Origin of the sequence: Marinobacter antarcticus (assembly GCF_900142385.1) — a bacterium.
GTDB lineage: Bacteria > Pseudomonadota > Gammaproteobacteria > Pseudomonadales > Oleiphilaceae > Marinobacter > Marinobacter antarcticus.
On record NZ_FRAQ01000001.1, the window covers coordinates 952,349 to 978,743 of the forward strand.

Sequence of the window (26,395 nt, forward strand, 5' to 3'; positions counted from 1 at the left end):
TCAAGCCGCACTCATGCTAATGCAGCGGATACCCATTCACGCACCCAGGGCAAAGCTTCGCTTTCAGGTTCCTGGGTTTCCAGCGCATCAATGCACAGGGTTTCGCCAACCTTCCGGGCAGCAGTTTCGTAAAGTGCTTCTTCTATAAGCTCGCCGGCACCGCAAAAGGTATCGCCGTAGGAGCTGTCTCCCAGCACGATGACACCGAAAGGCCTGCCCGGTTGCTGCGGGAGCTGTTCACGCAAGGCCACATAGAAAGGCAGCAGGTTGCCGGGGATTTCCCCTTGGCCTGTCGTAGAAGTACACACAAGTAGTGGGACTGCATCAGACGTTATATCGTCTAGCACCGGGTTCTCCAGAACGGATACCGAGTAACCGTCGGCGTCCAGCGCCTGCTTGATGGCTATTGCGGTCATCAGCGCGCCACCGTAGACGCTGCCTACCAGAATTCGAATGTCTGTCATGAAGGTACCTGTTCATTGCAAGAGCGGATTGCCGGGTTACTTTCAGCGCTGGATGATAGCGGCCGGAGTAAACGGCCTCAAGCGCTTGGTTCGCTCCGGGTATCTGTATTCTGGCTGCGAACCCGCGGCGCAATCCGGTTGCGGCCAGCTTCTTTGGCGCTGTAGAGCTGCAAGTCTGCCTGCCTGAGCATGTCGTCGATGGAATTGGCCTGGGCGATGGAGCAGATGCCCGCACTCATGGTGATCGGCAAATCCTGCCTGTTAAAACTGAAGTTGTTTAGCGCCACTTCGCTGCGTAAGCGCTCAGCCAACGTGAGTGCCGGAATCAGGGAGGTATCCGGCAGCAGTAGCAGAAACTCTTCGCCACCCCAGCGGGCCGCAACATCTGTCTGGCGGATGACGGTCTGCACAAGGTGGGAGAATTGCTTCAGGGCCGCATCGCCTGCGTTGTGTCCATACTGGTCGTTGACGTTCTTGAACAGATCCAGGTCAATCAGGGCAATGGAGAAGTGATGTCCGGAGCGTTGGTACCGTGAAAACTCTTCCGACAACCGGTTCACAATGTCCCGGCGGTTGGAAAGCCCGGTAAGTTCATCGGTTTTGGCAGCGTGTTCGTGGGTTAGAGCCAGGTCCAGAAGTTCATTGCGGGCCTTCAATCTGCTTGCCTCCAGGACAAAACAGAAAATCGATTCAAAGATCAACGAGGCAAAAAAACGGATTTTGAAGTCGCTATCGTACTCTGCCAGCACGAATGGCAGATTGGGGAATTGAAACACAACAACGGCCACCAGATAAACCAGTAGCAGGATCATGGTGCCGGTCTTCAGGTTGGTCAGGAAGAACAACAGGGGCGGAAATACATAAAACCAGAGGGGGCCGGTATTACCTTCCCCGCCTGAGGCGATCAGGTAGGTAAAGAGTATGCTGATAACGACCAGTAGCCCGCCTTTTTGCACAACACGATTGCCCGTTTGTGCAAACCAGGCCATGTTTGCCAGCACCGGAAGGATAAAGGCCCAAAGAATCAAAGCATGACTGCTGTGGTCGGAATACCAGGCTTTTGAACCAAAGCCGACAAGGAACATGATGGCGGTAAGTGACAGCCAAGTCAGCACCCGTGAAACCTGGGCATCTTCCCGTTTTCGCGCGGCTTGGTAGCCCGAGGATGAATCTCTGGTCATAGCGGCCCTGTCTGAATACGCACCATTCCGGTGTTATTGATCATTATGGAACAGGCAATGGCAGGTATGCATCCATTGCAGGTGTATCCTGTGACCGGATCGTGCTGTAGCACATTTGTTTCAATTTTATGTCAAAAAATCTATAGTTGCGCGCAATGCATCGGTTCGTTCTTCATTCAGACTAATTGAGACCTTTTCTGTTATGGCCCGTTCAAGCGGATTCCTGGACACCCTTCTTACCAGCAACTCTACAGAACGATACCGGATCGGGCTCAGTCTGTTGTTTCTGCTGGGAGTCTGGCTGGTTGTAGGCTCCTTCAGTGACAGTATGCCCAACAGCACGCTGCTTATGGCTGCCGCTGTCATTGGCGGTTATATGGCCATCAATATCGGTGCTAATGACGTTGCGAACAACGTTGGCCCTGCCGTTGGTTCCGGAGCATTGTCTCTGGGTGCCGCCGTTATCCTTGCGGGCGTTTTTGAGTCAGCTGGCGCGCTGATTGCGGGTGGCGATGTAGTCTCCACCATCAAGGGTGGCATTATTGATCCTTCAAGCCTGGAAGATGGGCGAGCCTTTGTCTGGCTAATGACGGCAGCATTGCTGGCGGGCGCTCTGTGGCTCAACCTGGCGACCTGGATGGGCGCTCCGGTCTCCACGACGCACTCCATCGTGGGTGGCGTACTCGGAGCGGGCATTGCGGCTGGTGGCTGGGGCATTGCGGACTGGGCCGTTATGGGCAAGATTGCCGCAAGCTGGGTTATTTCTCCGGTGCTTGGCGGTGCCTTGGCAGCTCTTTTCCTGTTCGTCATCAAAAAAACGGTGCTGTACCAGAAAAACGTCATACCCGCTGCTCGTAAGTTTGTACCCTGGCTTGTAGCCATCATGGCTTGGGCGTTTGGCACTTATCTGATGGTCAAGGGTGTCAAAAAAATCATCAAGGTCGACTTTCTTGAAGCCTCTTTGGTTGGCCTGGGTGCCGCTGTGATTGCCTTCTTTGTTGTGCGCTCTCTGGCCTCGCGCCGCGCAGCTACCATGGAAAACAGCGCTAGTGGGGTTAATACTCTTTTCACCTGGCCGCTGATATTTGCTGCTGCACTGCTGAGCTTCGCCCACGGTGCTAACGACGTAGCCAACGCCATTGGTCCACTTGCGGCGATCAATGATGTTTTGTCTAACGGCGAAGTGGTAACCGCTTCAAGCATTCCCCTGTGGGTCATGATGATTGGTGCCCTGGGCTTGACTGTCGGCCTTATGCTGTTTGGCCCGCGCCTGATCAAAACCGTGGGCAGTGAGATTACCGAACTGGATAAAACCCGTGCGTTTTGTATTGCTCTTTCGGCGGCACTGACGGTTATTCTTGCCTCGCAGCTTGGCCTGCCTGTTAGTTCCACACACATCGCCATTGGTGGTGTTTTCGGTGTTGGCTTCCTGCGTGAGTATCTGAAATCCAATTATGCGACCCAACTGCACAAGATCATGGAGGAGCGGGCCGTTGACGATCAGGAACGCCTCAAGCCGTTCCTTGATGATTTCCGGAATGCATCCGTTGAGGAAATGGAAAAGCTCCTGAAAAGGGCCAAGAGGAAGCAACAAGTGCCGCTGACCAAGTCGGATCGTAAGCGGCTCAAGAAAATCTACAAAGAAGAAATGGTTAAGCGATCGCACCTGGTGCGTATAGCGGCAGCCTGGATTATTACGGTGCCCGCCTCAGCGATTATGGCTGCGATACTGTTTTTCACTCTGCGCGGGCTCTTCGTCTGACGCACTGGCTGGTTGTAACGCGCGGGTTTGGTCATACTGTACGTCTGCCGAGGGAGCTGCATGCTTCCCGAGAATTCATTTGCCCGGAGGGTGAGTTATGAGTACACCGGTTGAAAGCCGTCAGGCCAGGGTGATTAATGAGCTGCGAGTGTTCATCAAGAAGGTACTGAGCGATCCGACGATTGCGGTGAAGTCCGTAGACATTGCCCGCAAGTATCGCTCAGAGGCCGATGCCGACGAGCTGATCGCCCGGGAGATCAGCTCTAATACCACCATTCGTATTCCGGAAAAGTGGAGCGAAGCGGATCGCATGTTCCTGGATATCATCCACGAAGTGCTGGACGACGAAGAAGCGCTTTACTGAGTTGGATTTCGGTGAGGGCTCAAGGCTAGCTCAGAGCGAGGGAGATGGGCCGGCTTCCAAAACCGTGCGGAGCCATGGATGGCGGAGCCGAGCTTACACGGATGTATTCACAGCGTGTTTTGGAAGCCGGCCCATCTCCCTCGCGGTCTCTGACGGATAAACCAAACATTCAGGCCAGTTTTTGACTCTGCTGGCGCTGTTTAAGCACCGCATCCGCCATTTGATGCAGTATTCTGATTTCGTCCTGAATCCCTTCTTCTCCTGAAAGCTCTCGCTGCTCTTCCAGAATGTCCGCCAGGATTTTGGGTGTGGTCAGAGGGTTTGCCAGAACCACCCGGAAAACAATGCATGGGAAGTTGTAGTAACAGGCAGGTTCCAACCGGGTTCTGGAAACAAACGCCTTGCCGCGTTCCCGTTGCGTTTTCTGGATAAACTTGGTGATTCTGTTCAGGCAGGTATTGAGTTTTTCCGTCTGAAGCGGATCCGCCAGCGCCAGCGCCTGCTGCACGTTGTCCGGGCAGTAACGGTAGGTGAGAATGTTCAACTCGGGCCGGGTAATCAGCTCGAAATCCGGCTGCGCCTCGATCATCTCGGCGAAGGTGGCCGCCTTTTCAATGCCTTGATCAATCAGTATTTCGTAGCCTTCCCGGGCCAGGATTTTCAGGCCTGAATGGATCAGCATGGACATGCCGGGGCGTGAGCCTTCCAGCGTGGTCGTGCCCAGGTCGCGGGAGCCTTTCCGGATGATATACTGGGCATGGTGCTCAACCGCACTTGCCAGGCTCGGGTCTTTGAAGACAACCAGTCCTACACCCATGGGTACGTAAAGCTGTTTGTGGGCATCAAAGGTGACGGAGTCTGCCTTCTCGATGCCTCGCAGCAGGTGGCGATAGGTTCTGGAGAAAAGCGTTGGCCCTCCCCAGGCGGCGTCCACGTGGAAGTGAGCACCGAATTCCCGGGCGATATCCGCCATGGCGTCCAGCGGGTCTACGTTGCCGGTCTCGGTGGTGCCGGCTACGCCGCAGATTGCCATAACCTTGATTTTCTGTTTCTGCAATTCCAGGCATTTGTCGCGCAGGGCGTCGGTCTGGATCCGGTTGCTGTCGTCGGTATCCACGGCCACCAGTGATTCGCGGCCAAGGCCTAACACATCGGCAGCTTTGCTCAGAGAATAGTGGCCACGGCGGGATACCACGATGGCTGCACCCTCGTAACCGTAGTATTTCAGGGCGCGGAACAGGCCTTCCTGATGCAGGCCTCGGAAGCTGCCTTCAGCCGGGAAAGCGCGGTTGCGGGCAACCCAGAGTGCAGTGAGGTTCGCGACGGTGCCACCGGAGCACATGGCCCCGAGGGCGTAACGGGGGTCGTGCATCCACTTCCGGTAAAAGGCACCGTCTTCTTGATAAACCAACCGGTGAATCATGCCGAGTACCTGCCGCTCCATGGGAGTAAAAGCCTTGGAGGTTTCGGTTTTCACCAGATTCTGGTTCAAAGCGATCATGATTTTGGACAGCGGCAGCATAAAGTAGGGCAGCGCTGAGGTCATGTGGCCAATGAAGGCTGGTGAGGCGGTATGAACGGAGTTGGCAACCAGCTTGTCGAGCAGGAACTGGGCTTGCTCGGAAACGAACACAGGTTTTTCCGGGATGGCATAGTCGGAGAAGTTCTTCTCGACGTCTGCAAGATCCCGTTCAACCGCAACGATATGCTCCTGCAAGAAGCCTGCAAGATTGCGGGAAATGTTCTGGTCAATCCGGCTAAGCGTGGACTCCGGTGCCTCGGGCACAGTGAATACGCGATACATGGCTTCGATTGAGGCCTGAGCGGATTTTTTCTTGCCGGTCATAGATACCACACACAATCAGTGGTTATCCGCAGGGCCGGTTCCGAATGCCCGGCGGATACAAGCCGGAGTCTGATTCCGGCGTTGGTTACTTGTCGCCTGTCGTCTGCAGGCAGTCTGGCATCCTTGAGGTGGCGTAGTATACGGGCTGCGGCGGTGTTGTACCACAGAGCTTCATCAGAGAATCTCCCGGTGAATGTCGAGTATGGCGGCATCAACTTTTTCCTGGATGGCTTTTTCTACCTGGTCGAGGCGCTGGGTTATCTGCTGCGAGGAGGTGCCGAGGGCAGCTATGGTCCATGTGGCGCAATCGAGGGCTTCGAGATCAGCGGTTTCTGCCACAGCCAGGTCGGGCTCTTTGCCCCATACGGCGCGCAGGGTTGTGAAGACTTTGCGTTTGGCTTTGAGGTCTTCGCAGCCGTAGAGCTGGAAATGCAGGGTGAGTACGCCTACGTGGGGTGTAATCGCGGTGCTGTGTTGAGGCGCGTTGCCTTCTTTCAGTAGTCTTCTGAGTGCTTCGGACATAGATTTTCCGGCTTTGGTGCTGGAACCGGCGAGGCAAGGCTTTCCAAAACACGCTCCTTGCGGCACATCCATGTGACGCTTGGGCTCCGCCATCCTTGGCTCCGCACAGTTTTGGAAAGCCTTGCCTCGCCGGTTCTCGATCGGTTCAGGTGGAGTCCGCCAAGTTAGTCTTTTACGCCTCGACGAACACCAGCGCTAGCCTACTACAGGCGTTGCCCGCTTGATAATAGCCGCAGCATCGATGCCTGAGGGCAGGTTGCCGTAGTTCATGCCGCCATTGGATTGCAGCCTGGAGGCGCAGAAGGCGTCAGCGACGGTTTTATCGGAGCTGCGGAGCAGCAGGGATGCCTGCATGATCAAAGCCATCCGGTCTACCAGGTTGCGGGCGCGGTATTGGAAATCGCTGATGTCGGCGAAGTCGTTCTGCAGTTGCGCGAGGAACTGGTCAAAGCGACGATCTGCGCCTTTTGCCTTGGCGGCTTCATGGAAGAAGGCGTCGAGGGTTTCTGGTTCTTTCTGGATGGCGCGCAGGGTGTCCAGACACTGGACGTTGCCGCTGCCTTCCCAGATGGCGTTAACTGGGGATTCACGGAACAGGCGGGGCATGATGCAGTCTTCCATGACGCCGCTGCCGCCGATGCATTCCATCGATTCGTAGGCGTGGTTGGGTGCGCGTTTGCAGATCCAGTATTTGCCTACAGGTGTCGCAAGGCGGGCTAGCAGGCGTTCGTGTTCCTGATCCTGGTTGTCCAGAGCGCGAGCGATACGCATGGTGTAGGTGAGGGCGGCTTCGTTTTCCAGGGCCAGGTCGGCAAGCACGTTCTGCATCAGCGGCTGGTCGCTGAGCCGGCTTCCGAAGGCGCTGCGGTGGCGGCAATGATGTGTGGCCTGGGCTACGGCCTGGCGCATGCCGGCTGAGCTGCCAATCATGCAGTCGAAGCGGGTCATGGCGACCATTTCTATGATGGTGGGCACGCCACGGCCTTCTTCGCCGATCATCCAGGCCAGTGCGCCGCGCAGTTCTACTTCGCTGGAGGCGTTGGCGACGTTGCCCATTTTGTTTTTCAGGCGCTGTACCTGCCAGGGGTTTTTGGTGCCGTCGGGGCGCCAGCGTGGCATCAGGAAGCAGGACAATCCGCCGGGTGCCTGGGCCAGTACCAGAAAGGCGTCGCACATAGGGGCTGAGACAAACCATTTGTGGCCGACCAGTTCATAAGCCTGGCCCGGACCATTGGTCCCTGCGGGATAAGCCAGGGTGCTGTTGGCGCGAACGTCGCTGCCACCCTGTTTTTCGGTCATCGCCATACCGATGGTAACCGAGCTTTTCTCATTGTCTGGTACGTTGCGTGAGTCGTAGCTGTTGGCCAGTGTCCGGGACTCCCAGAGCGACGCCAGTTCTGGCTGCTTGCGGATGGAGGGAATGGCGGCAAAGGTCATGGTGACCGGGCAGCAGTGTGCAGCTTCCACCTGGGAGTGCATGTAGTATTTGGCAGCACGGGTTACGTGTGCGCCCTTGCCCGGGTCTGTCCAGGGGCTGCTGTGAAGGCCGCCTTCAAAGGCGATGCGCATCAGTTCGTGGTACGAAGGGTGGAAATCCACTTCGTCGATGCGATGGCCAAAGCGGTCGTGGGTATTGAACACCGGCTTGTTATTATTGGCCCGAAAACCCAGATCGATAGTTGCAGCGTCGCCGGCAAAGGCGCCAAAGGCTTTCAGGTCGCTTGCCGCTTTTCCGGCGCCTTCGCGCTGCACGGCTTCCTGAAGTGCAACGTCCTGCTCATACAGGTTATAGTTTTCCAGCGCGGGCGGCTGATTGACCACTTTGTGGGTGGCCGCCAGATAGCGGTCACCGTTTTCATCTGTGGGTTTTCCGGGCCTGGGTTGCGGGGCGTTCATGGCTACCTCCTGGTGCCGGTCAACCCCTGTATGCAAAAGCGGATGATGGTGTTGACCAGCGGGTCGTTGTTATCAGTTTCGTCTGCGGTTTCCTGGCCGGCCTGGGATGGTGAAAGCGGGCCGACCAGGCTTTCCGCGATAGCACCTACAAGGCAGGTGCTGCTCAGGCGCGCATCCTGATCCGGAATGCATCCTTCTTCGATGCCTTCGCGAATCGCCTGTTCAAACAGGTTGGCGTACGCCTTCCGGTAAGCCAGCCGCTCTTCTTCCACTTTCGGGTCAACCGGTTCGGCAATGAGTGACCAGGCCATCACAGGGCCTTTCAATGCGCGTTCGGCAAATTGCCGCAATGCCTTTTCCAGCCGCACCGTCGCGTTTCCTGGTGCTGCCAGAGCTTCCGCTACCTTGTCCACTTCGCGCTGTGTGGCGAGGCGGAATATTTCGGCAAACAAGTCTTCTTTTGACTCGTAATGACGATAGATCGTTCCCGTGGCCACACCTGCGAGCTGTGCAACACGGGTAATTTTTGCAGTTCGGAAGCCGCCTTCTGTAACGCACTGATAGGTGCATTCAGCGATCCGTTGGCGCGCCGCAGCTTTGCGCTGCCGCATTTTTTCCGTTTCACGATAAGCCATCCCGGCTCCCTGCAATTAGTGAATTGTTATTCATTCTTTGTGGCAACGCAAACACTTCTTTTGTGTCTGTATTTTGCCATTCAAATTCATGAAGTTATAGTAAGTTACAAAACTTTACAAAAAATTTGTTGGTCGTAAATAGCGTTGTAATGAAAAGCAGATTATAAAGGCGTCAAGACGATGCTGCAGTAGCGGCTGGTCGAGACGGAGTGCGGCCCCTAGCGGGATGACAGCACTTGTAACACCGTTTTCGTTGAAGGAGAAAACCATGAGTGAGCTCGACGAAAGCAACCTGGAGCAATCCGGGAACTGGGGTAACGAGGGTGACGATGCCCATTCGATCGCAGGCCGGGCGCGGGTGCGGGCGCAGTTACAGCAGGATATCGAAGCGTTCCTGAGCCAGGGTGGCAGAATCCAGGAAGTTGAGACATCTTTCCGTGCGGATTCGCCACGCAAGGTGGAGGCGGACTTTAACCATCGCTCTCTCTGAACATTGTTTTTACAGGCCGGGGCTGTAAAGCCCGGCCTGTTTTTGCGGTCTGTCTCGGTAAAACGCTCCGGTGCTGTCTATTATTGCCTGTGCAATGCGTCTCACTCCCGGTTTCCGGGACTGCAGTCAAGCCACCGACATGCCGGATCTGCCAATTATCATGAAATCTGTTTCCAGGCTCTCCTTTATCGTACCGGTGATTATAGCTGTAGTGATTGCACTCTGGCTGCTTGCCGGTGGTGCTCAGGATCAACCCGTCTCCCCCCGCCCTTCTGACGACTCTGCAGATGTAACGACAGGTGGCGATGGTGTTTCAGCAGCGCGCCAGCAATCGCCTTCAAAATTGGTCGTTGATTCCGCTGAGTCCAGTGTGCCGGATCAGCAGCCATCGTCTCTGGTGGGAACGTCAGAACCGGACGGCTGGGCGAAAACGGATCGCTTTGGCAACCTTGTTCCTTCGGGCGAGTTGCGGCAGCTGTTTGAATACTACCTGTCTGCTCTGGGCGAAGAAACGCTGTCGCAACTGGTGGCCAGAATCCGGCTTGCGCTGTCGGCTCTGGAAGAGCCTGCAAGAGGGCAGGCACTTGGCACCCTTGGCCGATATCTGGATTACAAGCTTGCGTTGTCGGATCTGGAGGCGGCTTATGGGGGTGCAGGAGCTTCCGGGCCGGATGAGATTGAGCGACGAATGGCAGAGATACAAGCACTGCGCAGAATCTGGATGGACGCGGGTACCGCCGAGGCTTTCTTTGCCGATGAAGAGGCGATAGACCGTTATCAGCTCAAAAAACTGAGCATTGGCAGAGACAAGGGCCTGACTGAGCAAGAGCGCGAGGAGGCCCTTTCCGCGGCAGAAATGGCTTTGCCTGAGCCCATGCGGCAGGCCCGCCAGGACACTCGCAAGTTCTCACGCTACGAACAGGCACGTGAGGCCCTGGCTAGTGATCCGGAAGCCCTGCGCGCCTGGCGCCAGAAAGAATTTGGCGATGAGGCCGCGCAAAGGCTGGCGGACCTGGATGCCGAGCAGAAGGACTGGCGCCTGCGCTGGCAGTCTTATGCAAAGGAGCGTGATGCTCTGAAGGCATCCGGCTTGGCGGAGCCTGAGCGCGAAGAGAGCCTGGCCCGGTTGCGCGAGAAGTATTTCAGTGAAACCGAGCGTGTCCGGGCCAAAGCGCTGGATTCCATTCAGTAATCGAGTCTTCCGGAAAGCCCCGGCTGCGGCCTCCTTGTGCTCCTGATTCTGTACCTGTATCCGGCGGAATCCTGCAACCAGAGGCCTCTGAGGTGTATGATGGTGAAAACGGAGGCGCCAGTGCGCCAGGATTTCTGATCCAACGCTTTGCAGTGCTATTCAGGAGGTTTTCTGTGTCGTTATCAATACCCCGCTCTTTCCCCGCTACCCGTCTGCGTCGTAACCGGGCCAGTGATTTTTCTCGTCGGCTGGTGAGGGAAAACCAGCTGACGCCGGACAACCTGATCTACCCGGTTTTTGTACTGGAAGGTGAAGGGCAGCGTGAGCGGGTGCCATCCATGCCGGGCGTGGATCGTCTGAGTATTGATCTGCTGGTTGAGCAGGCGGCAGAAGTGGTTGAGCTGGGCATTCCCGCGATTGCTCTGTTCCCCGTGGTCTCGGTGGAGAAGAAAAACCTGTCCGGCTCCGGTGCCTGGGATGCTGACGGGCTGGCGCAGCGAACCGTCCGGGCGCTGAAAAAGGCCTACCCTGAGCTGGGTGTAATCACCGATGTAGCACTGGATCCGTTCACCACCCATGGCCAGGATGGCATCATCGATAACGATGGTTATGTATTGAACGATATCACCGTAGAGGCGCTGGTGAATCAGGCGCTGTCCCACGCGGACGCCGGTGCAGATATTGTTGCGCCCTCCGATATGATGGATGGGCGCGTTGCCGCCATGCGTGATGCGCTGGAGTCTGCAGGGCATGTGAATACTCGCATTCTGGCCTATTCTGCCAAGTACGCATCTGGCTATTACGGGCCGTTCCGGGACGCGGTTGGTTCGGCCGCAAACCTGGGTAAGGGCAACAAGGCCACTTATCAGATGGATCCGGCCAACAGCAACGAGGCGATTCATGAAGTGATGATGGATCTGGCTGAGGGCGCGGATATGGTAATGATCAAACCCGGCATGCCGTATCTGGATATCGTGCACCGGGTGAAAACCGAGTTGCAGGTGCCAACATTTGTGTACCAGGTCAGCGGCGAATACGCCATGCATATGGCAGCGGAGCAGAATGGCTGGCTTGATGGTGACACGGTTATGATGGAAAGCCTGATGGCCATGCGGCGAGCCGGAGCTGATGGAATTCTTACGTATTACGCAGTGCGTGCTGCCCGCCTGATGCGGAATCAGGGGCGCTGAAGCCGCTAACGGATCATCCGCCGGGGATCGGCTGGCGGTAAATCAGACAGGAATAGAAAGTCATGACAACGGAAATCGGCACGAAACTGACTGGGGACGGGGAGCATAGTGTTCCAGCTCCGGTTGAAGTCCCGCCCGTGGGTGAAGTGATCAACCTGGAGGCCAGTGAAAATTACTTCAATCGTGAGCTGAGCCAGCTTCAGTTCAATTACCGGGTGCTGAAACAAGCGCTTGATACTACCCATCCGCTGATTAACCGGCTGATTTTCTGCTGTATCTTCAGCAGTAACATGGATGAGTTCTTTGAAATACGGGTGGCTGGCCTGCGCCAGCAGATCAAGTACGGCCGGGAGACCTTGGGTGCCGACGGCATCATGCCGGAACAGGCGCTGGGTGAAATCAGCCGTGTTGCTCATGAGTATATCGATGAGCAGTACGACATTCTGAACCATGTCCTGATCCCGGAGATGGAAAAAGAGAACATTCACTTTGTGCGGCGCCGGGAGTGGACTCCGGAGCAGGCGGAGTGGGTGCGAAATTATTTCGAGGACGAAATTCTTCCGGTGGTGAGTCCCATCGGGCTGGATCCGTCACACCCGTTTCCGCGCCTGGTGAACAAAAGCCTTAACTTTATTGTTGAACTCGACGGCAAAGATGCTTTTGGTCGTGAGACCGGCATGGCCATAGTGCCGGCTCCGCGCTCACTGCCAAGACTGGTGCGCCTGCCGGATGAGATCTGCAACGGTGGAGAGAATCTGGTTTTTCTGTCCTCGATGATTCACGCCCACACCGATGAGCTGTTCCCCGGTATGGAAATCAAGGGCTGCTACCAGTTCCGGCTCACCCGCAATGCTGACCTGGAGCTGGAAGACGACTTTGAAGATCTGGCATCCGCCCTGCGCGGCGAGTTGCTCAGCCGCCGGTTTGGCGACGGTGTGCGGCTGGAAGTGGCGGATAACTGCCCGCAGGAGCTCGTACAGTTCCTGCTAACGGAATTCGGCCTGGCGGAAAAAGATGTGTATCAGGTCAACGGGCCGGTGAACCTCACCCGATTGCTGGCGGTTAACAGCCTTGTGGATCGTCCTGATCTGACCTATTCGGGCTTCTCGCCCACCATACCCAAGCAGATCCGCAGTAAGGAAACCATATTTGATGCCATTCGCAAACGGCCGATCCTGCTGCACCATCCCTTCCAGAACTTCAGTCCGGTAGTGGATTTGCTGCGCCAGGCAGCTAAGGATCCGCAGGTTCTGGCGATCCGGCAGACTCTTTATCGTTCCGGCGCCAATTCGGAGATTGTTGAAGCCCTGGCAGACGCAGCCCGGCGTGGCAAAGAGGTAACCGCCGTTGTTGAGTTGCGGGCACGATTCAGCGAGGCTGAGAACCTGGAGCTGGCAAGCCGGCTGCAGGAAGCCGGCGTAATCGTGGTGTATGGCGTTGTGGGGTATAAAACCCACGCCAAGATGATCCTGGTGGTGCGCCGTGAGGAAGGTCGTCTGCGCCGCTATGTTCACTTGGGAACCGGCAACTATCATGCGGACAACGCGCGCCTTTATACCGATTACAGCTTCATGACCTGTGACGAGTCCATTGGGGACGACGTTAACAAGTTGTTCCAGCAGTTAACCGGTATGGGCAAGGCGCTGAAGATCAAGAAACTGTTCCATGCGCCGTTTACGCTCCACAAAAGATTGCTCAGCCTGATTGAGCGTGAAGCCGAGCTGGGCGATAAAGGGCGCATCATTATCAAGATCAATGCGCTAACTGAAATTCAGCTCATCAAGGCTCTGTACCGGGCCTCTCAGGCCGGTGTGGAAATTGATCTCATTGTTCGTGGCATATGCAGCCTCAGGCCCGGGGTGCCCGGTCTGTCGGACTCCATCCGGGTGCGTTCCATTTTGGGACGATTCCTGGAGCACACCCGGGTTTATTACTTTGGAAACGATGGTAAACCCGATGTTTACTGCTCAAGCGCCGACGGCATGGAGCGTAACTTGCTGAGCCGGGTTGAGACGGCGTTTCCGATTGAAGATCCGGAGCTGATAGCGCGGGTGCGCGAAGATCTGGATACTTACCTTTCGGACAATTGCCAGTCCTGGATGTTGCAGCCGGATGGCAGCTATATTCAGAACCAGCCGGCCGAAGGCGAAGAGCGTGTGGCATCGCAACTGGTATTGCTGGAACGCCTGACCGGCAAATCCTGACATTTTCAGACGGAGAGAATTTTTGAAAGCAAAATGGATAATTGCCGGCGCCGGCATAGTGGTTGTCGCCGGCGCAATGCCTTGGGCAGTGGGTTACGTAACGGAGCAGCAGTGGCAAGAGGTAACCCGTGAGCTGAATCAGGCGCAGCCGTTCGTACAGATGCAAACAGAAGACTATCGCCGGGGCTTTTTCGGCGCGGAACTGGACGGTACTGCAACGGTGCTGAACCCGGAGAACGGTGAAACCCGCCGGATTGAGTACCGAGCCAATGTGACTCACGGTCTGACCGGCAGTTTTATGGATTTTGAACCGGTTGAAGGCTGGGCGCCTGAAGGTTCCGACTGGTTTCAGGAGCGACCAAGGCTGACTTTGGAAACACGCCTTTGGGGTACTGCTGTGCTTGAGCTGGAAGCTCCGGCAATGGCCATTACAAGCCCCGAAAGCGGTGAGTCACTCAGCACCAGTGGTGGTGTTGCCCGGATTGAAATCAGTGACGCCGGTTCGCAGGCTGAAGCATTGATAGTCTGGCCGCAGCTGAGCCTCTCCGGGCCCGATATGAACATCCGCATCAATGATTTCCGTATTGAGCAGAGTATGTCTCATCTGAATGGCGATGTCTGGACGGGAACCATGGAAGCGTCGATTGCCTCTGTCGCGCTGATGTCCCCGGAGGTATCCCCGGTAACGATCGAGGAATTGCTGGTGCGCAGCAGCACTGAGGCAAATGCCAACGGGCAGCGCATGGATTCGCAGCTGTCGATTGAGGCCGGGCAAGTCCGTTTTGAAGACCAGGCCTATGGTCCGCATAAACTGGCGTTCGCTCTGGAAAACCTGGACGTGGCGAGTTGGAGCTTGCTGACAACCAGTATGGCAGAGATGCAAGGTATGGCGCTGGCACCGGATGCTGGTAGCCGCGAGGCTTTTGAGCGGCAGATGGCGGCCATGGGGCAGGTTAATACAGCCATGCGCGATATGGCAGCCGCTGGGTTTTCGGTCGGATTCCCTGAATTAACCCTGGATACGCCTGAAGGGCAGGTAACCGGCAACGTAATAATCAGCCATCCCGAGCTTCCAGAAGATCAGAAAGCGGAAATGCTGATGGTGATGCAGCAGCTAACCGGAGAAATGAACCTGAGTGTGCCTTCGGTACTGGCCGAAGATTATCCCGCTGTGCGTATGCAGCTTGCGCCTTTGATCAAGCAGGGACTGCTAGTGCCGGAGGGTGATCGCTTGGTATTGTCGGCGCGGCTGAACGACATGGTAGTAAACGTTAACGGTCAGGAAATCCCGTTGCCACCGTTATTTTAAGGCGGCTTCAAGCTAAAAAAAGCCCCGGCCGGGGCTTTTTTTATTGCCAGCGGATGTTTCAGGCTTCGCTGAATTTCTTTTTCAGGGCCGCTTCTACAACGGGGTCAACGAACTCGGACACGTCCCCCCCCAGAGAAGCGATCTCCCGGATCAGGCTTGAGGAAATATAGGAGAGATGATTGGAAGGAGTCAGGAACACGCTTTCCAGTTCCGGTGCCAGGCGGCGATTCATGTCTGCAAGCTGGAACTCATACTCGAAATCGGAAACTGCCCGCAGGCCACGGAGAATAACCGTAGCACCCTGATCACGGACGAAATCGGCGAGCAGATAACTGAAGCCGGTCACGCTGGCGTTCGGGATGTGGGCCGTTGCCTTCCGAACCAGCTCACAGCGCTCCTCCAGATTAAACAATGGCTGCTTCTTCGAGTTGTAGGCAACAGCAACGACGACCTCATCAAACATGCGGCTGGCACGTTCGATGAGATCCGTATGCCCATTGGTGATGGGGTCAAAGGTGCCCGGGTAAATGACTTTAGGCATGTACAGCTCCTTATTTAACAGGCGTCGAGAATATCAGTATTCCAGCTATTTCTGTAGGCGCTGTGCCAGGTGGGTGCTATTCCTTGCGGCTAATGCATAAACCGACAGCTGCGGATTGGCGCCAATACTGGTCGGGAAAACCGAAGCGTCGTGTACGCTGAGATTGCTGACGTGATGGTGCTCGCCAAAACCGTTGACCACCGATTCCTCCGGGTTGCTTCCCATACCGCAGCCGCCCATCTGGTGTGCTGTGAACAGGCGAACCCGATGGGGCTCCATGGCAAAGCCGTTAATAGCGGCTTTGGCAGCGGCCCAGCTGGAATACCAGTCGGAGTCCAGGTGCATCAGGCGAACCCGATCAGCGCCAGCTGCAAACTGAATTTCAGCCATGGTGTAAAAAGCGTTACGGAGGCCTTTCCAGAGGTAGTCAGTGATCGGGTAATCCAGCACCGGGCTGCCGTCATCACGAAGCGATACGGTGCCGCCGGGACTGTCCTCGTGAAAACCGTCCCGTAACAGCGCGATAACAGACTGCATCCACGGCAGGCCGGCCAGGTTTTTTGCCTGGGTGTCGCCGTGGCCGGGAATAACACCGGCAGACATGGCCGGGTGCAGCGGTGGCACTTCAAGCTTGTAGCCTACCTCACCATCCACGCCGTTACGGAAGTTGAACTCGTCGGAATAGATGGATTGGGGCGCGCCATAAAACGGATCTACCAGCTTCGGCATGTGCGCAACACTGGCGTTAACCGGGTGCAGAAACGAACGCTTGCCCACTCGCTCATAGGGGTCGGGCAGTTTGGAGCGTAATAGCAAGCCAGGCGAGCCTATGGCGCTGGCGGCTACCACAAAGTGCTTTGCTTTCAGCGTGACCTGAATGCCCGTCGGAGTAATGCCGTCGCTGGCCATGGCGCTGGCCTGCAGGGAGTCAATTCGATCCTGATTCATTACCAGTCGTTCGGCGCGCAGACCATGAAACAGCCGGGCGTTGTTGTCCAGTGCTCCGGGAATGGTGGTCATCAGCGCGCCCTGTTTCGCGTTGGTCGGGCAACCCACGCCGCAGTACCCGAGATTCCAGCAACCTTTCACATTGCGCGGGATAATTTGCCAGCTGTAGCCGAGCTTTTCACAGCCCCGGCGCAACGCGTCGTTGTTGAGGTTCGGGTCCATCTCCCAGGGCGACATGGAGTGGCGCACTTCACGGCCGTCAAACCAGGGCGCCATGGCGTCCGGGCTCAGCGCCTCAAGGCCAAAACGCTTGCCCCAGTAGTTGAGAGTTGCGTCTGGAGTGCGAAAGCTACTGGTCCAGTTGACCGTTGTTGAACCTCCCACACATCGGCCCTGCAGAATAGCAATGGCACCGTCTTTGGTGACGCGGCTCATACCTTCCTGGTAAAGATTTGCATAGGACGTGAGTTCGTCCATTTTGAAGTCTTTCTGATAATACAGTCGGCCCTCTTCTACCAGGATGACGGAGAGACCGCTTTTGGCGAGAATTTCGGCCGTTGTGCCGCCGCCGGCGCCTGTTCCGACGATAACGACATCGGCTTCAGCCGTAATGTTTTCGGTAAGGGTGGCGCCATCGGTGACTTTCCAGCCGGATTCCAGGCCTTGGGCAATACGATCTTTGAAGGACATGGTTGGTGGCTCCGTTATAAGGCTAAAACAGCAGGGCAAGGCTGCAGGCTGAAAATCAGGCGTCGCGGAATTGTGGCAGGGCTTGTACCGCCCACTCAGGCGGCCCGGGATAACCAGTAAGGTGCCAGTTCTCCTGGTAGCCGTAAAACGCCACGTTGCTGATTTTAGTGAGGGCCATGTAGCCGTTATTGAATAGCCCGATACTGCTTGAGCGCCAGCGCTCCAGAAATGCATTAGCCTGCTCTGTGGTGGCGTTGGGCCAGGATGACCAGACCCGTGCGATGGTGATCCGGGTAAAGCCGAAGTTGAGCAGATCAAAAAGTTGTCTGAGCTCTTTCTGGTTGGCCGGCCCGAATTTGTGAATGCCTGCATCAATGCGCTCGACCGTGCCGGCAATAACCATGCGCCTGGCGTTGGGTTGCTCTGGAAGCGCGGAACCGAGGATGGCCGGAAGCAGAGCTTCAAACAGATCGATATCATCAGTTGTCAGAAACCGGAACTGATAACGGGCGTCCATCCGCGTTTCAACGGCGCCAAGCCGGCCGGCCGGAGCTGTTGAGCATCCGCTAAGGCCGGCGGTTACACTGACGGTGCCCAGAAATAAGGCGCCACCCAGCCCGGTGCGCAGAAAGCTGCGCCGGTTCAGGGATAGAGGATCCTGTCCTTCGGGAGGGTCGAGGTAGTCGGTCATAATTGGCTCGTTCTTGTTCTGTTTGTGGCGAGCGCCGGCGCGACGCAGGAGGCTTAGCGGATAAAGAATTTGTAAACCATTTTGTGGACGGATGTTCCGTAAGGAGGATAGACGAACTTTCCGCTGTTGAACTTCTGTTTGGCAAAAATGGCGCGCTGATGCGAGAAGGTCAGGAAGCCTTCCTTGCCGTGATAGTGGCCCATGCCGGAATCGCCTACACCACCAAATGGCAGGTCGTCTTGAGCGACGTGCATCAGCGAATCGTTAATGCACATGCCGCCCGAGAGTGTGCTATCGATTACCTGATGCTGCTGGCTGCGATCGTAGCCGAAAAAATACAGTGCCAGTGGGCGCGGGCGATCATTAATGTACTGGATTGCCTCATCGAGACTGTCATAGCTCACGATCGGGAGGATAGGACCGAAGATCTCATCCTGCATGAGCTTCATGTCTGGTGTGGTTTTCAGTACCAGTGTCACCGGGATCTTATGGGTACCGTCGCCCATGTTTTCCTGCGCCGGGTTGATTTCGATCAGCTCTGCGCCCTTGGCTCTGGCATCCTCCAGGTAGCCTTGCAGGCGGCTGTACTGGCGCTCATTAATAATGGCTGTGTAGTCGTCGTTATCGCGCAGCGAAGGGTACATCTCCGAGAACTGGGCGCGGAACTCGTCTACGAAGGCCTGAGTGCGATCAGCAGGGCAGAGCACGTAATCCGGTGCCACGCAGGTCTGGCCGGCGTTGAATGCCTTGCCAAAAGCAATGCGCTGAGCCGCGTCCTCCATAGGGACATCGGGAGAAACGATGGCCGGTGATTTGCCGCCCAACTCCAGGGTAACCGGTGTCAGGTTTTCGGAAGCCGCGCGCATCACCAGTTTGCCAACGGAAGTGGAGCCGGTGAACAGCATGTGATCGAATGGCCGGGAGGAAAAGTCCGCAGCAACATCGGCTTCGCCATTGATAACCGACACCAGATCTTCCGGGAAGCTTGCCGCAATAAGCTCTTTGAACAGCGCAGAGGTGTGAGGTGTGAATTCGGACATCTTGATCATCGTGCGATTGCCTGCGGCAAGCGATGCAATCAGCGGCCCGACCGCCAGGTAAAGCGGGTAGTTCCACGGCACAATCACGCCCACAACGCCTTTTGGCTGGTAACAGACCTTGTTGCTGGCGGGCTGGAACAGTATGGAAACGTGCCGGCGGGAAGGTTTCATCCAGCCTTCAAGGTTTTTCAGGGTGTAGTTGATGCCCTGAATTGAAGGCATGACTTCTGCAATCAGGGACTCGTCCCGCGAGCGGCATGAGAAATCCCGGTCTATGGCTTCCAGAAGGCGATCCTGGTAAGTCAGCAGAGCCTGCTTGAGGCGCTTCAGGTTTTCCTGGCGTTCCGTCAGCGACGGCGCCGGGTTATTGTGAAACGCCTTTTTCTGATCCTCGAACACCCGGTGAGTATGCTGAATGTGTTTTTTGCTCTCAGTGAGCTGAACAACGCTGGCACCCATGGTGTCCTCCTTTCGGCGCCGTCGCTCCGCGGCGGCAGCCTTTGTTTTATGTTGGCGGAAAAACGCTCAATTTGCACTGGGGAGTATTATTAGAGTATATACTCTAGGTAGTCAAGCGGGACCCAATGGCGAGTCAGGCCATGTGTGACCTGTAAAACAACAAACGCCGATGAGCTTATGAAGACCAGAGACAAGATACTGCTGTCCAGCCTTGAGCTGTTTAATGAACAGGGCGAGCGAGACGTTACAACGAACCATATAGCTGCGTACCTGGCAATTTCGCCGGGCAATCTTTATTACCACTTCCGCAACAAGTCCGACATTATTTACGAGATATTCCAGGAATACGAAAAACTGGTGGATTTTTATCTGGATATCCCGGAAAACCGGACCATGACGCTGGACGATATGACGTTTTATCTGGAGTCGGTGTTTGATGGGCTTTGGAGCTACCGGTTTTTCCACCGGGATCTGGAATACCTGCTGGACAGAGATCCGCGCCTGCGCAACGACTATCGGGAATTTACCAACCGATGTCTCGCGGCTATAAGCCGGATATTCGAGAAGCTGGCAGATGCAGGCATCATAGAACCGCAGCCGGAATCTCTCCGGGCGGCTATGTCGCTGAATGTCTGGCTTGTGATCACCAACTGGATGGCATTTCTGAAGACCGCCCATGCGGCGAAAGCCTCCGCCAGCCTGACCCTTCATGAACTGAAGCAGGGAATTTATCAGGTGCTGACGCTTGAGGTTCCGTACCTGACACCGGCTTACCGTGAACAGGTTATGGTGCTGCGGGAGAAGTACCGGCCAACAATGCCGGAGCAAGAAGAGGAGCGTGATGTCTCGGTGTTCTGAAAACGCCACTTTCCGGGCCGAAACGCAGGTGACAATTTAACTGGCCCGGAACCTTTTGCGGGAGAGCCTGTCATATTGAGTGGCGCCGGCAATCCGGACATTTCTGGCGTCCCCTGAGTGAGTTCTCAGGTTTTAGCACGTCGCAAACCCTGACGTTTTACCGGCCTGTTTTTTCACAGGCCGGTTTTTTCTGTGTTATCCCCGCGCCTCTTCGGAACCTTCCAGCCAATTGATCAGCGCCGCCCGGCACTCATCAACGCCGCGCTTTGAGGTGGATGAAAACATGATAAGGTGTTTAACACAGGTGAATGCCTCAAGCCTGCGGGTAATGTCCAGCATGCTGTTTTTCGCCTGACCGAATTTGAGTTTGTCGGCTTTGGTTGCCAAAATCATCAGTGGCAGCTTGTTATGCTCGCACCATTCCACCATCATTTGGTCAAAATCAGTAAGCGGGTGGCGAATATCCATAACCAGAACCAGGCCTCGCAGGCAACGGCGGTCGTTCAGGTAATGCCCGAGGTGTTTCTGCCAGTCGTCTTTCATATCCCGGGATACTTTCGCGTAGCCATATCCGGGCAGATCCACCAGTCGGGTATGCTCACGGTTCAGGGAGAAAAAGTTAATCAGGCGTGTGCGCCCTGGGGTTTTACTGGTTCGGGCCAGCTTGCCAATCGCAGTGATTGCGTTCAGAGCGCTGGATTTTCCGGCGTTCGAGCGCCCGGCAAAGGCGACTTCAGCGCCCGTGTCTGGCGGGCAGTCTTCCAATCTGGGCGCGCTGACAAGGAACCGGGCGCTGTTAAAAGAGAGGCTTTTTTGAGTCAGATCAGAGTCCACAGCGGTTGGCTTTCCTTTGGATTTCAGTTATCAGGGATTAATGTATAATGCTACACCAATTCCGGGCGGTACGCTTGGCGTAACCGCTGTCAGTCCCGGTTTTGAGCCTGACTGGTCAGCGCCTGCCGGCTGCACACAAAGAATATTTTCGAGATGAGAGAAGCGGAGCGAGCATGAAGAAACTGATCGCAGGGTTTGTTTTCGGCGTAGGCCTTACAGCCATGGCGCACGGAGCAGGAGATCCTGAAGCGGGCAAGCAGAGTGCAGCGGCCTGTCAGGCGTGTCATGGCCAGGGTGGAGCGAAGCCGATTATGGGCGTCTATCCAAAAATATCCGGGCTGGGTGAAAAGTATATGTATAACCAGCTGGTGGCCATTCAGGAAAATGCTCGCGCTATTCCGGAGATGACCGGCCAGCTTGATGGTAAATCCAAGCAGGATCTTCAGGATCTGGCAGCGTATTTTGCAACGCAGGATATGGGCGTCAGCCAAGCAGATCCGGAGCTGGTAGAGAAAGGCGCTGCGGTATATCGTGGTGGTAATATGGCTTCCGGCGTTCCGGCCTGTGCTGGCTGCCACAACCCACGGGGTAAGGGTAACGAACCTGCGGGGTTCCCGCACCTTGGTGGGCAGAATGCTGAATATCTGACCAAGCAGCTGAATGCCTACCGTGACGGTACTCGAGCCAACGGTTCTAACGCGGCCATCATGATGGACGTTGCGTCCAGATTGACGGATGCAGAGATTGAGGCCGTTGCCAGTTACATTTCCGGCCTGAACTGATTCAGTAGTTCGGCGCCTGAAAAACCCCGCCTTGCGCGGGGTTTTTTGTCTTTCGATCCTGTAATCCATGAATGGTGGAACTTTTCAGGTTCGGCGGGTCATAATCCCCCTATAACGACATTCATATAATCTGGAGATATTCCATGTTCCGAGCGCTCAGAACGATCGGCTTGCTGCTAACAGCCTTGGCAGTATTCGGCCAGGCCAATGCGGCCGACTGGAAGGAAGGTACGCACTACAAAAAACTGGACACCCCCGTGCACACAGCAACCGATTCCGGCGTTGAGGTGGCGGAGGTCTTCTGGTACGGCTGTCCGCATTGCTACAATTTCAAGCCGCTGGCAGAGAGCTGGGAAGCAAAGGCTCCGGATTATGTAAACTATGTGCGAATTCCCGCCGCCCTGGGCCGCTCCTGGGAGCCACACGCTCGGGCCTTCTATGCGCTTGAAGCCATCAATGCTCTGGATAAATTGCACGATGCTTTGTTTGATGCTCTGGCAGGTCAGCATCTGCCTCTTAATGATGGAGAGTCCCTGGCTGATTTTGTTGCTGATCATGACGTGGATCGCGATGAATTCCTTGATAGCTACAATAGCTTCGGCGTAAATGCCCGCATGCAGCAGGCGCAGTCAAAAATCCGGGGTGCGCGTGTTACCGGTACACCGACTATGCTGGTAAATGGCAAGTACACGGTCAGCGCATCCATGGCGGGTAGCCTTGAGGCGATGCTGGAGGTTGTCGATTATCTGGTTGAGAAAGAGCACGCTGCGGAACAATAAAGTATTGCTCCGCCGGGAAGCTTATTCACTCGCAGGGTTATCAAGCGGGGCAGGGCAGCAGGTTGTCTATGTATAAACGCTTCAGGAAGCGGCTGGACGGTATTATCAGTGCCCGGGACGAGCCGAAAGGCTCGAACTCGGGTCTGGAGCATGTGCCTGCGTTTGAGCCCCAGCGTTATCTCAGGCTGCTGACGTTCAACATACAAGTGGGGATCAGCACGTCCTCCTATCGCCACTACGTAACTCGAAGCTGGCAGCATTTTCTTCCCCATCGCAACCGTATTCAAAACCTGGATCGCATAGCGTCCCTGCTGAGTAACTACGATGTGGTCGCTTTGCAGGAGTGCGATGGCGGGAGTCTGCGCAGTGGGTACATCAATCAGGTGCAGTATCTCGCTGAGGCGGCGGGAATTCCCTACTGGCATCAGCAGCTGAACCGCAACCTGGGGCAGCTTGCCCAGCACAGCAATGGCTTGCTCAGCCGGTTCCGGCCGCTGGACGTTACAGAATACAAGTTGCCGGGGCTGATTCCGGGGCGTGGCGCCATCGTTGCCCGATACGGCACCGAAGAGGACCCTCTGGTCCTGGTGCTGATGCATCTTTCGTTGAGCAAGGCGGCGCAGCAGCGTCAGCTCGGCTTTATCAGTGAGCTGATTTCAAAGTATCGGCATGTGATTCTGATGGGGGATATGAACAACCACGCTGAGGAGCTTCTGACCCGGACTCCGCTCAGGAACACCGATCTGGTGCCTCTGCCTGATACTGCGCACAGTTTTCCGAGCTGGCGTCCTGAAAAAGCGCTTGACCATATTCTGGTGAGTCCTAGCCTGCAGATCCGGCGCGCGGAAGTGGTGAGCTATCCTATGTCAGACCATTTGCCGATCGCCATGGATATTGCACTTCCGGATGGGTATCTGGAAAAGTTCTGAGTCACCCACAAAGGAAGCATCCACAAAAAAACCCGGCAATTGCCGGGTTTTTTTGTGGATGCCGGATCAGTAGTTACTTGATCTTGGCTTCCTTGTACGCAACGTGCTTGCGGACAACCGGATCGTACTTTTTGAGTTCGATTTTTTCCGGAGTGTTACGCTTGTTCTTGATGGTCGTATAGAAATGACCAGTGCCTGCTGAAGATACCAGCTTGATTTTTTCGCGCATGATGCAGCTCCTTAAAATTTCTCGCCGCGGGCACGAAGATCGGCCAGTACAGCGTCAATACCTTTTTTGTCGATGATGCGCATACCCTTGGTGGATACGCGCAGCTTCACGAAACGCTTCTCGGTTTCAACCCAGAAGCGGTGGCTCTGCAGATTAGGCAGAAAACGACGACGAGTGTGATTCATCGCGTGGGATACGTTGTTACCGGAAACCGGACGCTTACCGGTAACCTGACAGACTCTGGACATACTTGCCTCCGACCTGAGCAATGGTCTCAATAAATGCGAATTCAATTTTTAATGCGTCTCTGGTTGCCAAGGAACGGTTAGCCCCTGTTTGCGCCTCTAAACTGAACGCTGCTCGCCAGACGCCGCCAGAAAGGGACGCTTTTATACCAGAACCAGCCCCCCAACGCAAAAAATTGTTGGGAATTTGGCCAGTTTTCCGACATCTGATTTGTGGCGACTTACATCAGTCCACGTTCCGCGAGGGATATTACCTCACCGTGGCCAATTACCATATGGTCAAGAACCCTGATATCCACCAGTCCGAGAGCATCTTTCAGGCGCTTGGTCAACGAGATGTCAGCCTGGCTGGGCTCGGCTACCCCGGAAGGGTGGTTATGAGCAAAAATAACGGCGGCGGCATTGTCTTCCAGGGCCTGCCGGACAACTTCCCGTGGATACACGGCGGCGCCATCAATTGTGCCGCGAAACAGCTCACGGTATTGAATAACCCGGTGCCGATTGTCGAGAAAAAGGCCTGCGAAGACTTCGTGAGGATAGGTGCCCAGCCGGCTGGTGAGAAAGCGCCGGGTATCCTCCGGTGAACGCAGTGGGTCACCCTGGCGCAGCGGCTCGTCCATAACCCGCCGGGCCATTTCCATGGCAGCCTGAACCTGCGCATACTTTGCAGTGCCCAGCCCTTTTACGCCACAGAACTGCCTGCGGGAAGCGGTCAGCAGCCCGCGCAATCCAGAAAACTCCTGTAGCAAAAATCGTGAGAGCACCATTACCGGCATTCCGGTGGTGCCGGTGCGCAAGAAAATCGCCAGGAGTTCGGCGTCAGATAGGCTCTCAGGCCCGTGGGCAAGCAGTCGTTCCCGGGGACGTTCGTCTATGGGCCAGGCGGAATCGGTCATTTCGGCTTCCTTGCGTATAATTCGATGGCTTTAGTGCTTCCTGCACCTTGGTAGCGAACGCGATAACCGTCTCAAAAAGGCGTTGCCAGCGTTCTTCATTTACAAAGGTTACTTCAAAAAGCAACAAACGGTAAACGTACTGGGGTTCTGGCAGGCTGTCGGTATCGTCAGGGCATGCTATCTTATAAGCCTTTCTTTTTAAGTGGATACGGAGCCTTTATGGTGGTCAGAAAGATTCTGCTGGGTATAACCGGCGGCATTGCGGCCTATAAAAGTGCCGAGCTTGTGCGCCTGCTGAAAAAGTCCGGCAACGAGGTCAGGGTTGTTATGACCCGGGGAGCCGAGGCCTTCGTGACGCCGCTGACTTTTCAGGCTCTCAGTGGAGAGCCGGTGCGCACCTCCCTGCTGGACCCTGAAGCCGAAGCCGGAATGGGGCATATAGAGCTTGCGAAGTGGGCCGATCAGGTGGTCATTGCTCCTGCCTCTGCGGATTTTATCGCGCGCCTTGCCCAGGGCATGGCCGACGACCTGCTGACCACGGTCTGCTGCGCAACTGAGGCTCCCATTGCAGTGGTGCCTGCGATGAATCAGGCGATGTGGAGTAACGCACGCACGCAGCGCAACATCCGCCTGTTGAGCGAAGATCCGCAGATAACGCTCTGGGGCCCGGATCAGGGCGAGCAGGCCTGTGGCGATAACGGACCCGGGCGCATGCTTGAGCCGGTAACGATCGCCGGGCTGGTAATGGAGGGAGGCAATGGCTCTGGCGAGCTTGCAGGTAAGCGAGTGGTCATTACCGCAGGCCCCACGCGCGAACCTATCGACCCGGTGCGCTATATCAGTAATCACAGTTCAGGCAAAATGGGTTATGCATTGGCCGTCGCGGCCCGGGATGCAGGAGCCAGTGTTCTTCTGATCAGCGGGCCAGTCGCTTTGCGGGCTCCGGCAGGGATTGAAGTCCGCAGTGTCGTTACTGCGGACGATATGCTGCAGGCGTCCTCGCAAGCGGTGGACGAAGGCTGTGATCTGTTTATTGCGACCGCTGCGGTGGCAGATTACCGGCCAGAGAGTTGTGCCAGTGACAAGATAAAGAAAACCAATGAGGCCATGGCGCTGCCACTGGTGCGCAATCCGGATACGTTGGCTACCATTGCCGGGCGCCAGGATGCACCATTTACTGTGGGCTTTGCGGCTGAAACCTCAGACGTTGCCCGCTACGCCAAAGACAAAATGCAGCGCAAAAACTTGCGCATGATCGTTGCCAATGATGTTTCTGCCCCTGGTTTGGGGTTCAACAGTGACAATAACGCTGTGACTGTTTTCTGGTCGGGAGGACAGGAAACGATAGGCCCGGATACCAAGCAGGCGATCGGGTCACGCCTTGTGGCGCTAATTGGCCAACACCTGAAGCAGGGATAA

26 protein-coding genes are annotated in these 26,395 nt (G+C 55.9%); 12 read left to right on the forward strand and 14 right to left on the reverse strand.

Translation table 11 applies throughout. From position 1 onward, the window contains the following. Positions 1 to 11: 11 nt before the first annotated feature. Complete coding sequence (locus tag BUA49_RS04445) at positions 12 to 464, reverse strand: flavodoxin domain-containing protein (protein ID WP_072795857.1); 453 nt, start codon at positions 462 to 464, stop codon at positions 12 to 14. Positions 465 to 541: 77 nt separating this feature from the next. Beyond that, positions 542 to 1,645: a GGDEF domain-containing protein gene (locus tag BUA49_RS04450; protein WP_072795859.1), complete on the reverse strand. Its 1,104-nt coding sequence runs from the start codon at positions 1,643 to 1,645 to the stop codon at positions 542 to 544. Positions 1,646 to 1,847: 202 nt separating this feature from the next. Between BUA49_RS04450 and BUA49_RS04455 the strand changes: the two genes are divergently transcribed. Beyond that, entirely contained in the window at positions 1,848 to 3,407 is a 1,560-nt protein-coding gene (locus tag BUA49_RS04455; RefSeq protein WP_072795861.1) for an inorganic phosphate transporter, read from the forward strand. 97 nt (positions 3,408 to 3,504) lie between these two features. After that, positions 3,505 to 3,771, forward strand: coding sequence for a hypothetical protein (locus BUA49_RS04460; protein ID WP_072795863.1), 267 nt, complete (start codon positions 3,505 to 3,507; stop codon positions 3,769 to 3,771). Between the two features lie 169 nt (positions 3,772 to 3,940). Here BUA49_RS04460 and panP read toward each other — a convergent pair whose 3' ends face one another. The 4 genes from panP to BUA49_RS04480 form a co-directional block, all read right to left on the reverse strand. Beyond that, positions 3,941 to 5,617 (reverse strand): pyridoxal-dependent aspartate 1-decarboxylase PanP, encoded by a 1,677-nt coding sequence (panP, locus tag BUA49_RS04465; protein ID WP_072795864.1) that lies wholly within the window; start codon positions 5,615 to 5,617, stop codon positions 3,941 to 3,943. 174 nt (positions 5,618 to 5,791) lie between these two features. Next, a complete protein-coding gene (locus tag BUA49_RS04470) occupies positions 5,792 to 6,232 on the reverse strand; it encodes a DUF503 domain-containing protein (RefSeq protein WP_228704401.1) in 441 nt (146 codons plus the stop codon). Positions 6,233 to 6,334: 102 nt separating this feature from the next. After that, a complete protein-coding gene (locus tag BUA49_RS04475) occupies positions 6,335 to 8,035 on the reverse strand; it encodes an acyl-CoA dehydrogenase family protein (protein WP_072795866.1) in 1,701 nt (566 codons plus the stop codon). A 2-nt stretch (positions 8,036 to 8,037) separates the two neighbouring features. Beyond that, the gene (locus tag BUA49_RS04480; RefSeq protein WP_072795868.1) at positions 8,038 to 8,670 is read right to left on the reverse strand and encodes a TetR/AcrR family transcriptional regulator; all 633 of its coding nucleotides are present in this window, start codon (positions 8,668 to 8,670) and stop codon (positions 8,038 to 8,040) included. A gap of 268 nt (positions 8,671 to 8,938) precedes the next feature. Here BUA49_RS04480 and BUA49_RS04485 point away from each other — a divergent pair, with 268 nt between their 5' ends. The 5 genes from BUA49_RS04485 (at position 8,939) to BUA49_RS04505 (ending at position 15,055) form a co-directional block, all read left to right on the forward strand. Then, a complete protein-coding gene (locus tag BUA49_RS04485) occupies positions 8,939 to 9,160 on the forward strand; it encodes a hypothetical protein (protein ID WP_072797655.1) in 222 nt (73 codons plus the stop codon). A 160-nt stretch (positions 9,161 to 9,320) separates the two neighbouring features. Beyond that, the gene (locus BUA49_RS04490) at positions 9,321 to 10,352 is read left to right on the forward strand and encodes a lipase secretion chaperone (protein ID WP_072797657.1); all 1,032 of its coding nucleotides are present in this window, start codon (positions 9,321 to 9,323) and stop codon (positions 10,350 to 10,352) included. Between the two features lie 173 nt (positions 10,353 to 10,525). Beyond that, entirely contained in the window at positions 10,526 to 11,542 is a 1,017-nt protein-coding gene (gene hemB / locus BUA49_RS04495) for a porphobilinogen synthase (RefSeq protein ID WP_072795869.1), read from the forward strand. A 62-nt stretch (positions 11,543 to 11,604) separates the two neighbouring features. Further along, the gene (gene ppk1 / locus BUA49_RS04500; protein ID WP_072795871.1) at positions 11,605 to 13,746 is read left to right on the forward strand and encodes a polyphosphate kinase 1; all 2,142 of its coding nucleotides are present in this window, start codon (positions 11,605 to 11,607) and stop codon (positions 13,744 to 13,746) included. Positions 13,747 to 13,768: 22 nt separating this feature from the next. Next, complete coding sequence (locus tag BUA49_RS04505; protein ID WP_139248737.1) at positions 13,769 to 15,055, forward strand: DUF945 family protein; 1,287 nt, start codon at positions 13,769 to 13,771, stop codon at positions 15,053 to 15,055. 58 nt (positions 15,056 to 15,113) lie between these two features. Here the strand turns inward: BUA49_RS04505 and coaD are convergent, their stop codons facing one another. Genes coaD through BUA49_RS04525 form a run of 4 tightly spaced genes read right to left on the reverse strand, consistent with a single transcriptional unit; the run spans position 15,114 to position 19,424 of the window. Then, the gene (gene coaD, locus BUA49_RS04510) at positions 15,114 to 15,596 is read right to left on the reverse strand and encodes a pantetheine-phosphate adenylyltransferase (RefSeq protein ID WP_072795873.1); all 483 of its coding nucleotides are present in this window, start codon (positions 15,594 to 15,596) and stop codon (positions 15,114 to 15,116) included. A 45-nt stretch (positions 15,597 to 15,641) separates the two neighbouring features. After that, a complete protein-coding gene (locus tag BUA49_RS04515) occupies positions 15,642 to 17,234 on the reverse strand; it encodes a GMC family oxidoreductase (RefSeq protein ID WP_072795875.1) in 1,593 nt (530 codons plus the stop codon). A 55-nt stretch (positions 17,235 to 17,289) separates the two neighbouring features. Continuing rightward, positions 17,290 to 17,925 (reverse strand): hypothetical protein, encoded by a 636-nt coding sequence (locus tag BUA49_RS04520; protein WP_072795877.1) that lies wholly within the window; start codon positions 17,923 to 17,925, stop codon positions 17,290 to 17,292. A gap of 53 nt (positions 17,926 to 17,978) precedes the next feature. Beyond that, positions 17,979 to 19,424, reverse strand: coding sequence for a coniferyl aldehyde dehydrogenase (locus tag BUA49_RS04525; RefSeq protein ID WP_072795879.1), 1,446 nt, complete (start codon positions 19,422 to 19,424; stop codon positions 17,979 to 17,981). Positions 19,425 to 19,601: 177 nt separating this feature from the next. Here BUA49_RS04525 and BUA49_RS04530 point away from each other — a divergent pair, with 177 nt between their 5' ends. After that, positions 19,602 to 20,282, forward strand: a complete 681-nt coding sequence (locus tag BUA49_RS04530; RefSeq protein ID WP_072797660.1) for a TetR/AcrR family transcriptional regulator — start codon at positions 19,602 to 19,604, stop codon at positions 20,280 to 20,282. A 195-nt stretch (positions 20,283 to 20,477) separates the two neighbouring features. On the opposite strand, the gene yihA is transcribed toward BUA49_RS04530, so the two are convergent. Further along, positions 20,478 to 21,116, reverse strand: coding sequence for a ribosome biogenesis GTP-binding protein YihA/YsxC (gene yihA / locus BUA49_RS04535; protein ID WP_072795881.1), 639 nt, complete (start codon positions 21,114 to 21,116; stop codon positions 20,478 to 20,480). A 173-nt stretch (positions 21,117 to 21,289) separates the two neighbouring features. Between yihA and BUA49_RS04540 the strand changes: the two genes are divergently transcribed. The 3 genes from BUA49_RS04540 (at position 21,290) to BUA49_RS04550 (ending at position 23,606) form a co-directional block, all read left to right on the forward strand. Next, complete coding sequence (locus tag BUA49_RS04540; protein ID WP_072795883.1) at positions 21,290 to 21,898, forward strand: c-type cytochrome; 609 nt, start codon at positions 21,290 to 21,292, stop codon at positions 21,896 to 21,898. A 143-nt stretch (positions 21,899 to 22,041) separates the two neighbouring features. Continuing rightward, positions 22,042 to 22,677: a thiol:disulfide interchange protein DsbA/DsbL gene (locus BUA49_RS04545; protein WP_072795885.1), complete on the forward strand. Its 636-nt coding sequence runs from the start codon at positions 22,042 to 22,044 to the stop codon at positions 22,675 to 22,677. Between the two features lie 68 nt (positions 22,678 to 22,745). Beyond that, on the forward strand, positions 22,746 to 23,606 hold the full coding sequence (locus tag BUA49_RS04550) for an endonuclease/exonuclease/phosphatase family protein (protein WP_072795888.1): 861 nt from the start codon (positions 22,746 to 22,748) through the stop codon (positions 23,604 to 23,606). Positions 23,607 to 23,679: 73 nt separating this feature from the next. Here BUA49_RS04550 and rpmG read toward each other — a convergent pair whose 3' ends face one another. The 3 genes from rpmG to radC all read right to left on the reverse strand — a co-directional run bounded on the left by rpmG (position 23,680) and on the right by radC (position 24,976). Then, on the reverse strand, positions 23,680 to 23,835 hold the full coding sequence (rpmG, locus tag BUA49_RS04555) for a 50S ribosomal protein L33 (RefSeq protein ID WP_072795890.1): 156 nt from the start codon (positions 23,833 to 23,835) through the stop codon (positions 23,680 to 23,682). Positions 23,836 to 23,846: 11 nt separating this feature from the next. Further along, the gene (rpmB, locus tag BUA49_RS04560; protein WP_072795892.1) at positions 23,847 to 24,083 is read right to left on the reverse strand and encodes a 50S ribosomal protein L28; all 237 of its coding nucleotides are present in this window, start codon (positions 24,081 to 24,083) and stop codon (positions 23,847 to 23,849) included. Positions 24,084 to 24,301: 218 nt separating this feature from the next. After that, a complete protein-coding gene (radC, locus tag BUA49_RS04565) occupies positions 24,302 to 24,976 on the reverse strand; it encodes a RadC family protein (RefSeq protein ID WP_072795894.1) in 675 nt (224 codons plus the stop codon). Positions 24,977 to 25,195: 219 nt separating this feature from the next. Between radC and coaBC the strand changes: the two genes are divergently transcribed. Next, the gene (gene coaBC, locus BUA49_RS04570) at positions 25,196 to 26,395 is read left to right on the forward strand and encodes a bifunctional phosphopantothenoylcysteine decarboxylase/phosphopantothenate--cysteine ligase CoaBC (protein ID WP_072795896.1); all 1,200 of its coding nucleotides are present in this window, start codon (positions 25,196 to 25,198) and stop codon (positions 26,393 to 26,395) included.

What these genes read in the sequence shown, in the direction of transcription:
- BUA49_RS04445 (WP_072795857.1), bottom strand. Translation starts at nt 464, where the DNA reads ATGACAGACATTCGAATTCTGGTAGGCAGCGTCTACGGTGGCGCGCTG.
- BUA49_RS04450 (WP_072795859.1), bottom strand. Translation starts at nt 1,645, where the DNA reads ATGACCAGAGATTCATCCTCGGGCTACCAAGCCGCGCGAAAACGGGAA.
- BUA49_RS04455 (WP_072795861.1), top strand. Translation starts at nt 1,848, where the DNA reads ATGGCCCGTTCAAGCGGATTCCTGGACACCCTTCTTACCAGCAACTCT.
- BUA49_RS04460 (WP_072795863.1), top strand. Translation starts at nt 3,505, where the DNA reads ATGAGTACACCGGTTGAAAGCCGTCAGGCCAGGGTGATTAATGAGCTG.
- panP (WP_072795864.1), bottom strand. Translation starts at nt 5,617, where the DNA reads ATGACCGGCAAGAAAAAATCCGCTCAGGCCTCAATCGAAGCCATGTAT.
- BUA49_RS04470 (WP_228704401.1), bottom strand. Translation starts at nt 6,232, where the DNA reads ATGGCGGAGCCCAAGCGTCACATGGATGTGCCGCAAGGAGCGTGTTTT.
- BUA49_RS04475 (WP_072795866.1), bottom strand. Translation starts at nt 8,035, where the DNA reads ATGAACGCCCCGCAACCCAGGCCCGGAAAACCCACAGATGAAAACGGT.
- BUA49_RS04480 (WP_072795868.1), bottom strand. Translation starts at nt 8,670, where the DNA reads ATGGCTTATCGTGAAACGGAAAAAATGCGGCAGCGCAAAGCTGCGGCG.
- BUA49_RS04485 (WP_072797655.1), top strand. Translation starts at nt 8,939, where the DNA reads ATGAGTGAGCTCGACGAAAGCAACCTGGAGCAATCCGGGAACTGGGGT.
- BUA49_RS04490 (WP_072797657.1), top strand. Translation starts at nt 9,321, where the DNA reads ATGAAATCTGTTTCCAGGCTCTCCTTTATCGTACCGGTGATTATAGCT.
- ppk1 (WP_072795871.1), top strand. Translation starts at nt 11,605, where the DNA reads ATGACAACGGAAATCGGCACGAAACTGACTGGGGACGGGGAGCATAGT.
- coaD (WP_072795873.1), bottom strand. Translation starts at nt 15,596, where the DNA reads ATGCCTAAAGTCATTTACCCGGGCACCTTTGACCCCATCACCAATGGG.
- BUA49_RS04515 (WP_072795875.1), bottom strand. Translation starts at nt 17,234, where the DNA reads ATGTCCTTCAAAGATCGTATTGCCCAAGGCCTGGAATCCGGCTGGAAA.
- BUA49_RS04520 (WP_072795877.1), bottom strand. Translation starts at nt 17,925, where the DNA reads ATGACCGACTACCTCGACCCTCCCGAAGGACAGGATCCTCTATCCCTG.
- BUA49_RS04525 (WP_072795879.1), bottom strand. Translation starts at nt 19,424, where the DNA reads ATGGGTGCCAGCGTTGTTCAGCTCACTGAGAGCAAAAAACACATTCAG.
- BUA49_RS04530 (WP_072797660.1), top strand. Translation starts at nt 19,602, where the DNA reads ATGAAGACCAGAGACAAGATACTGCTGTCCAGCCTTGAGCTGTTTAAT.
- BUA49_RS04540 (WP_072795883.1), top strand. Translation starts at nt 21,290, where the DNA reads ATGAAGAAACTGATCGCAGGGTTTGTTTTCGGCGTAGGCCTTACAGCC.
- BUA49_RS04545 (WP_072795885.1), top strand. Translation starts at nt 22,042, where the DNA reads ATGTTCCGAGCGCTCAGAACGATCGGCTTGCTGCTAACAGCCTTGGCA.
- BUA49_RS04550 (WP_072795888.1), top strand. Translation starts at nt 22,746, where the DNA reads ATGTATAAACGCTTCAGGAAGCGGCTGGACGGTATTATCAGTGCCCGG.
- rpmG (WP_072795890.1), bottom strand. Translation starts at nt 23,835, where the DNA reads ATGCGCGAAAAAATCAAGCTGGTATCTTCAGCAGGCACTGGTCATTTC.
- rpmB (WP_072795892.1), bottom strand. Translation starts at nt 24,083, where the DNA reads ATGTCCAGAGTCTGTCAGGTTACCGGTAAGCGTCCGGTTTCCGGTAAC.
- radC (WP_072795894.1), bottom strand. Translation starts at nt 24,976, where the DNA reads ATGACCGATTCCGCCTGGCCCATAGACGAACGTCCCCGGGAACGACTG.
- coaBC (WP_072795896.1), top strand. Translation starts at nt 25,196, where the DNA reads ATGGTGGTCAGAAAGATTCTGCTGGGTATAACCGGCGGCATTGCGGCC.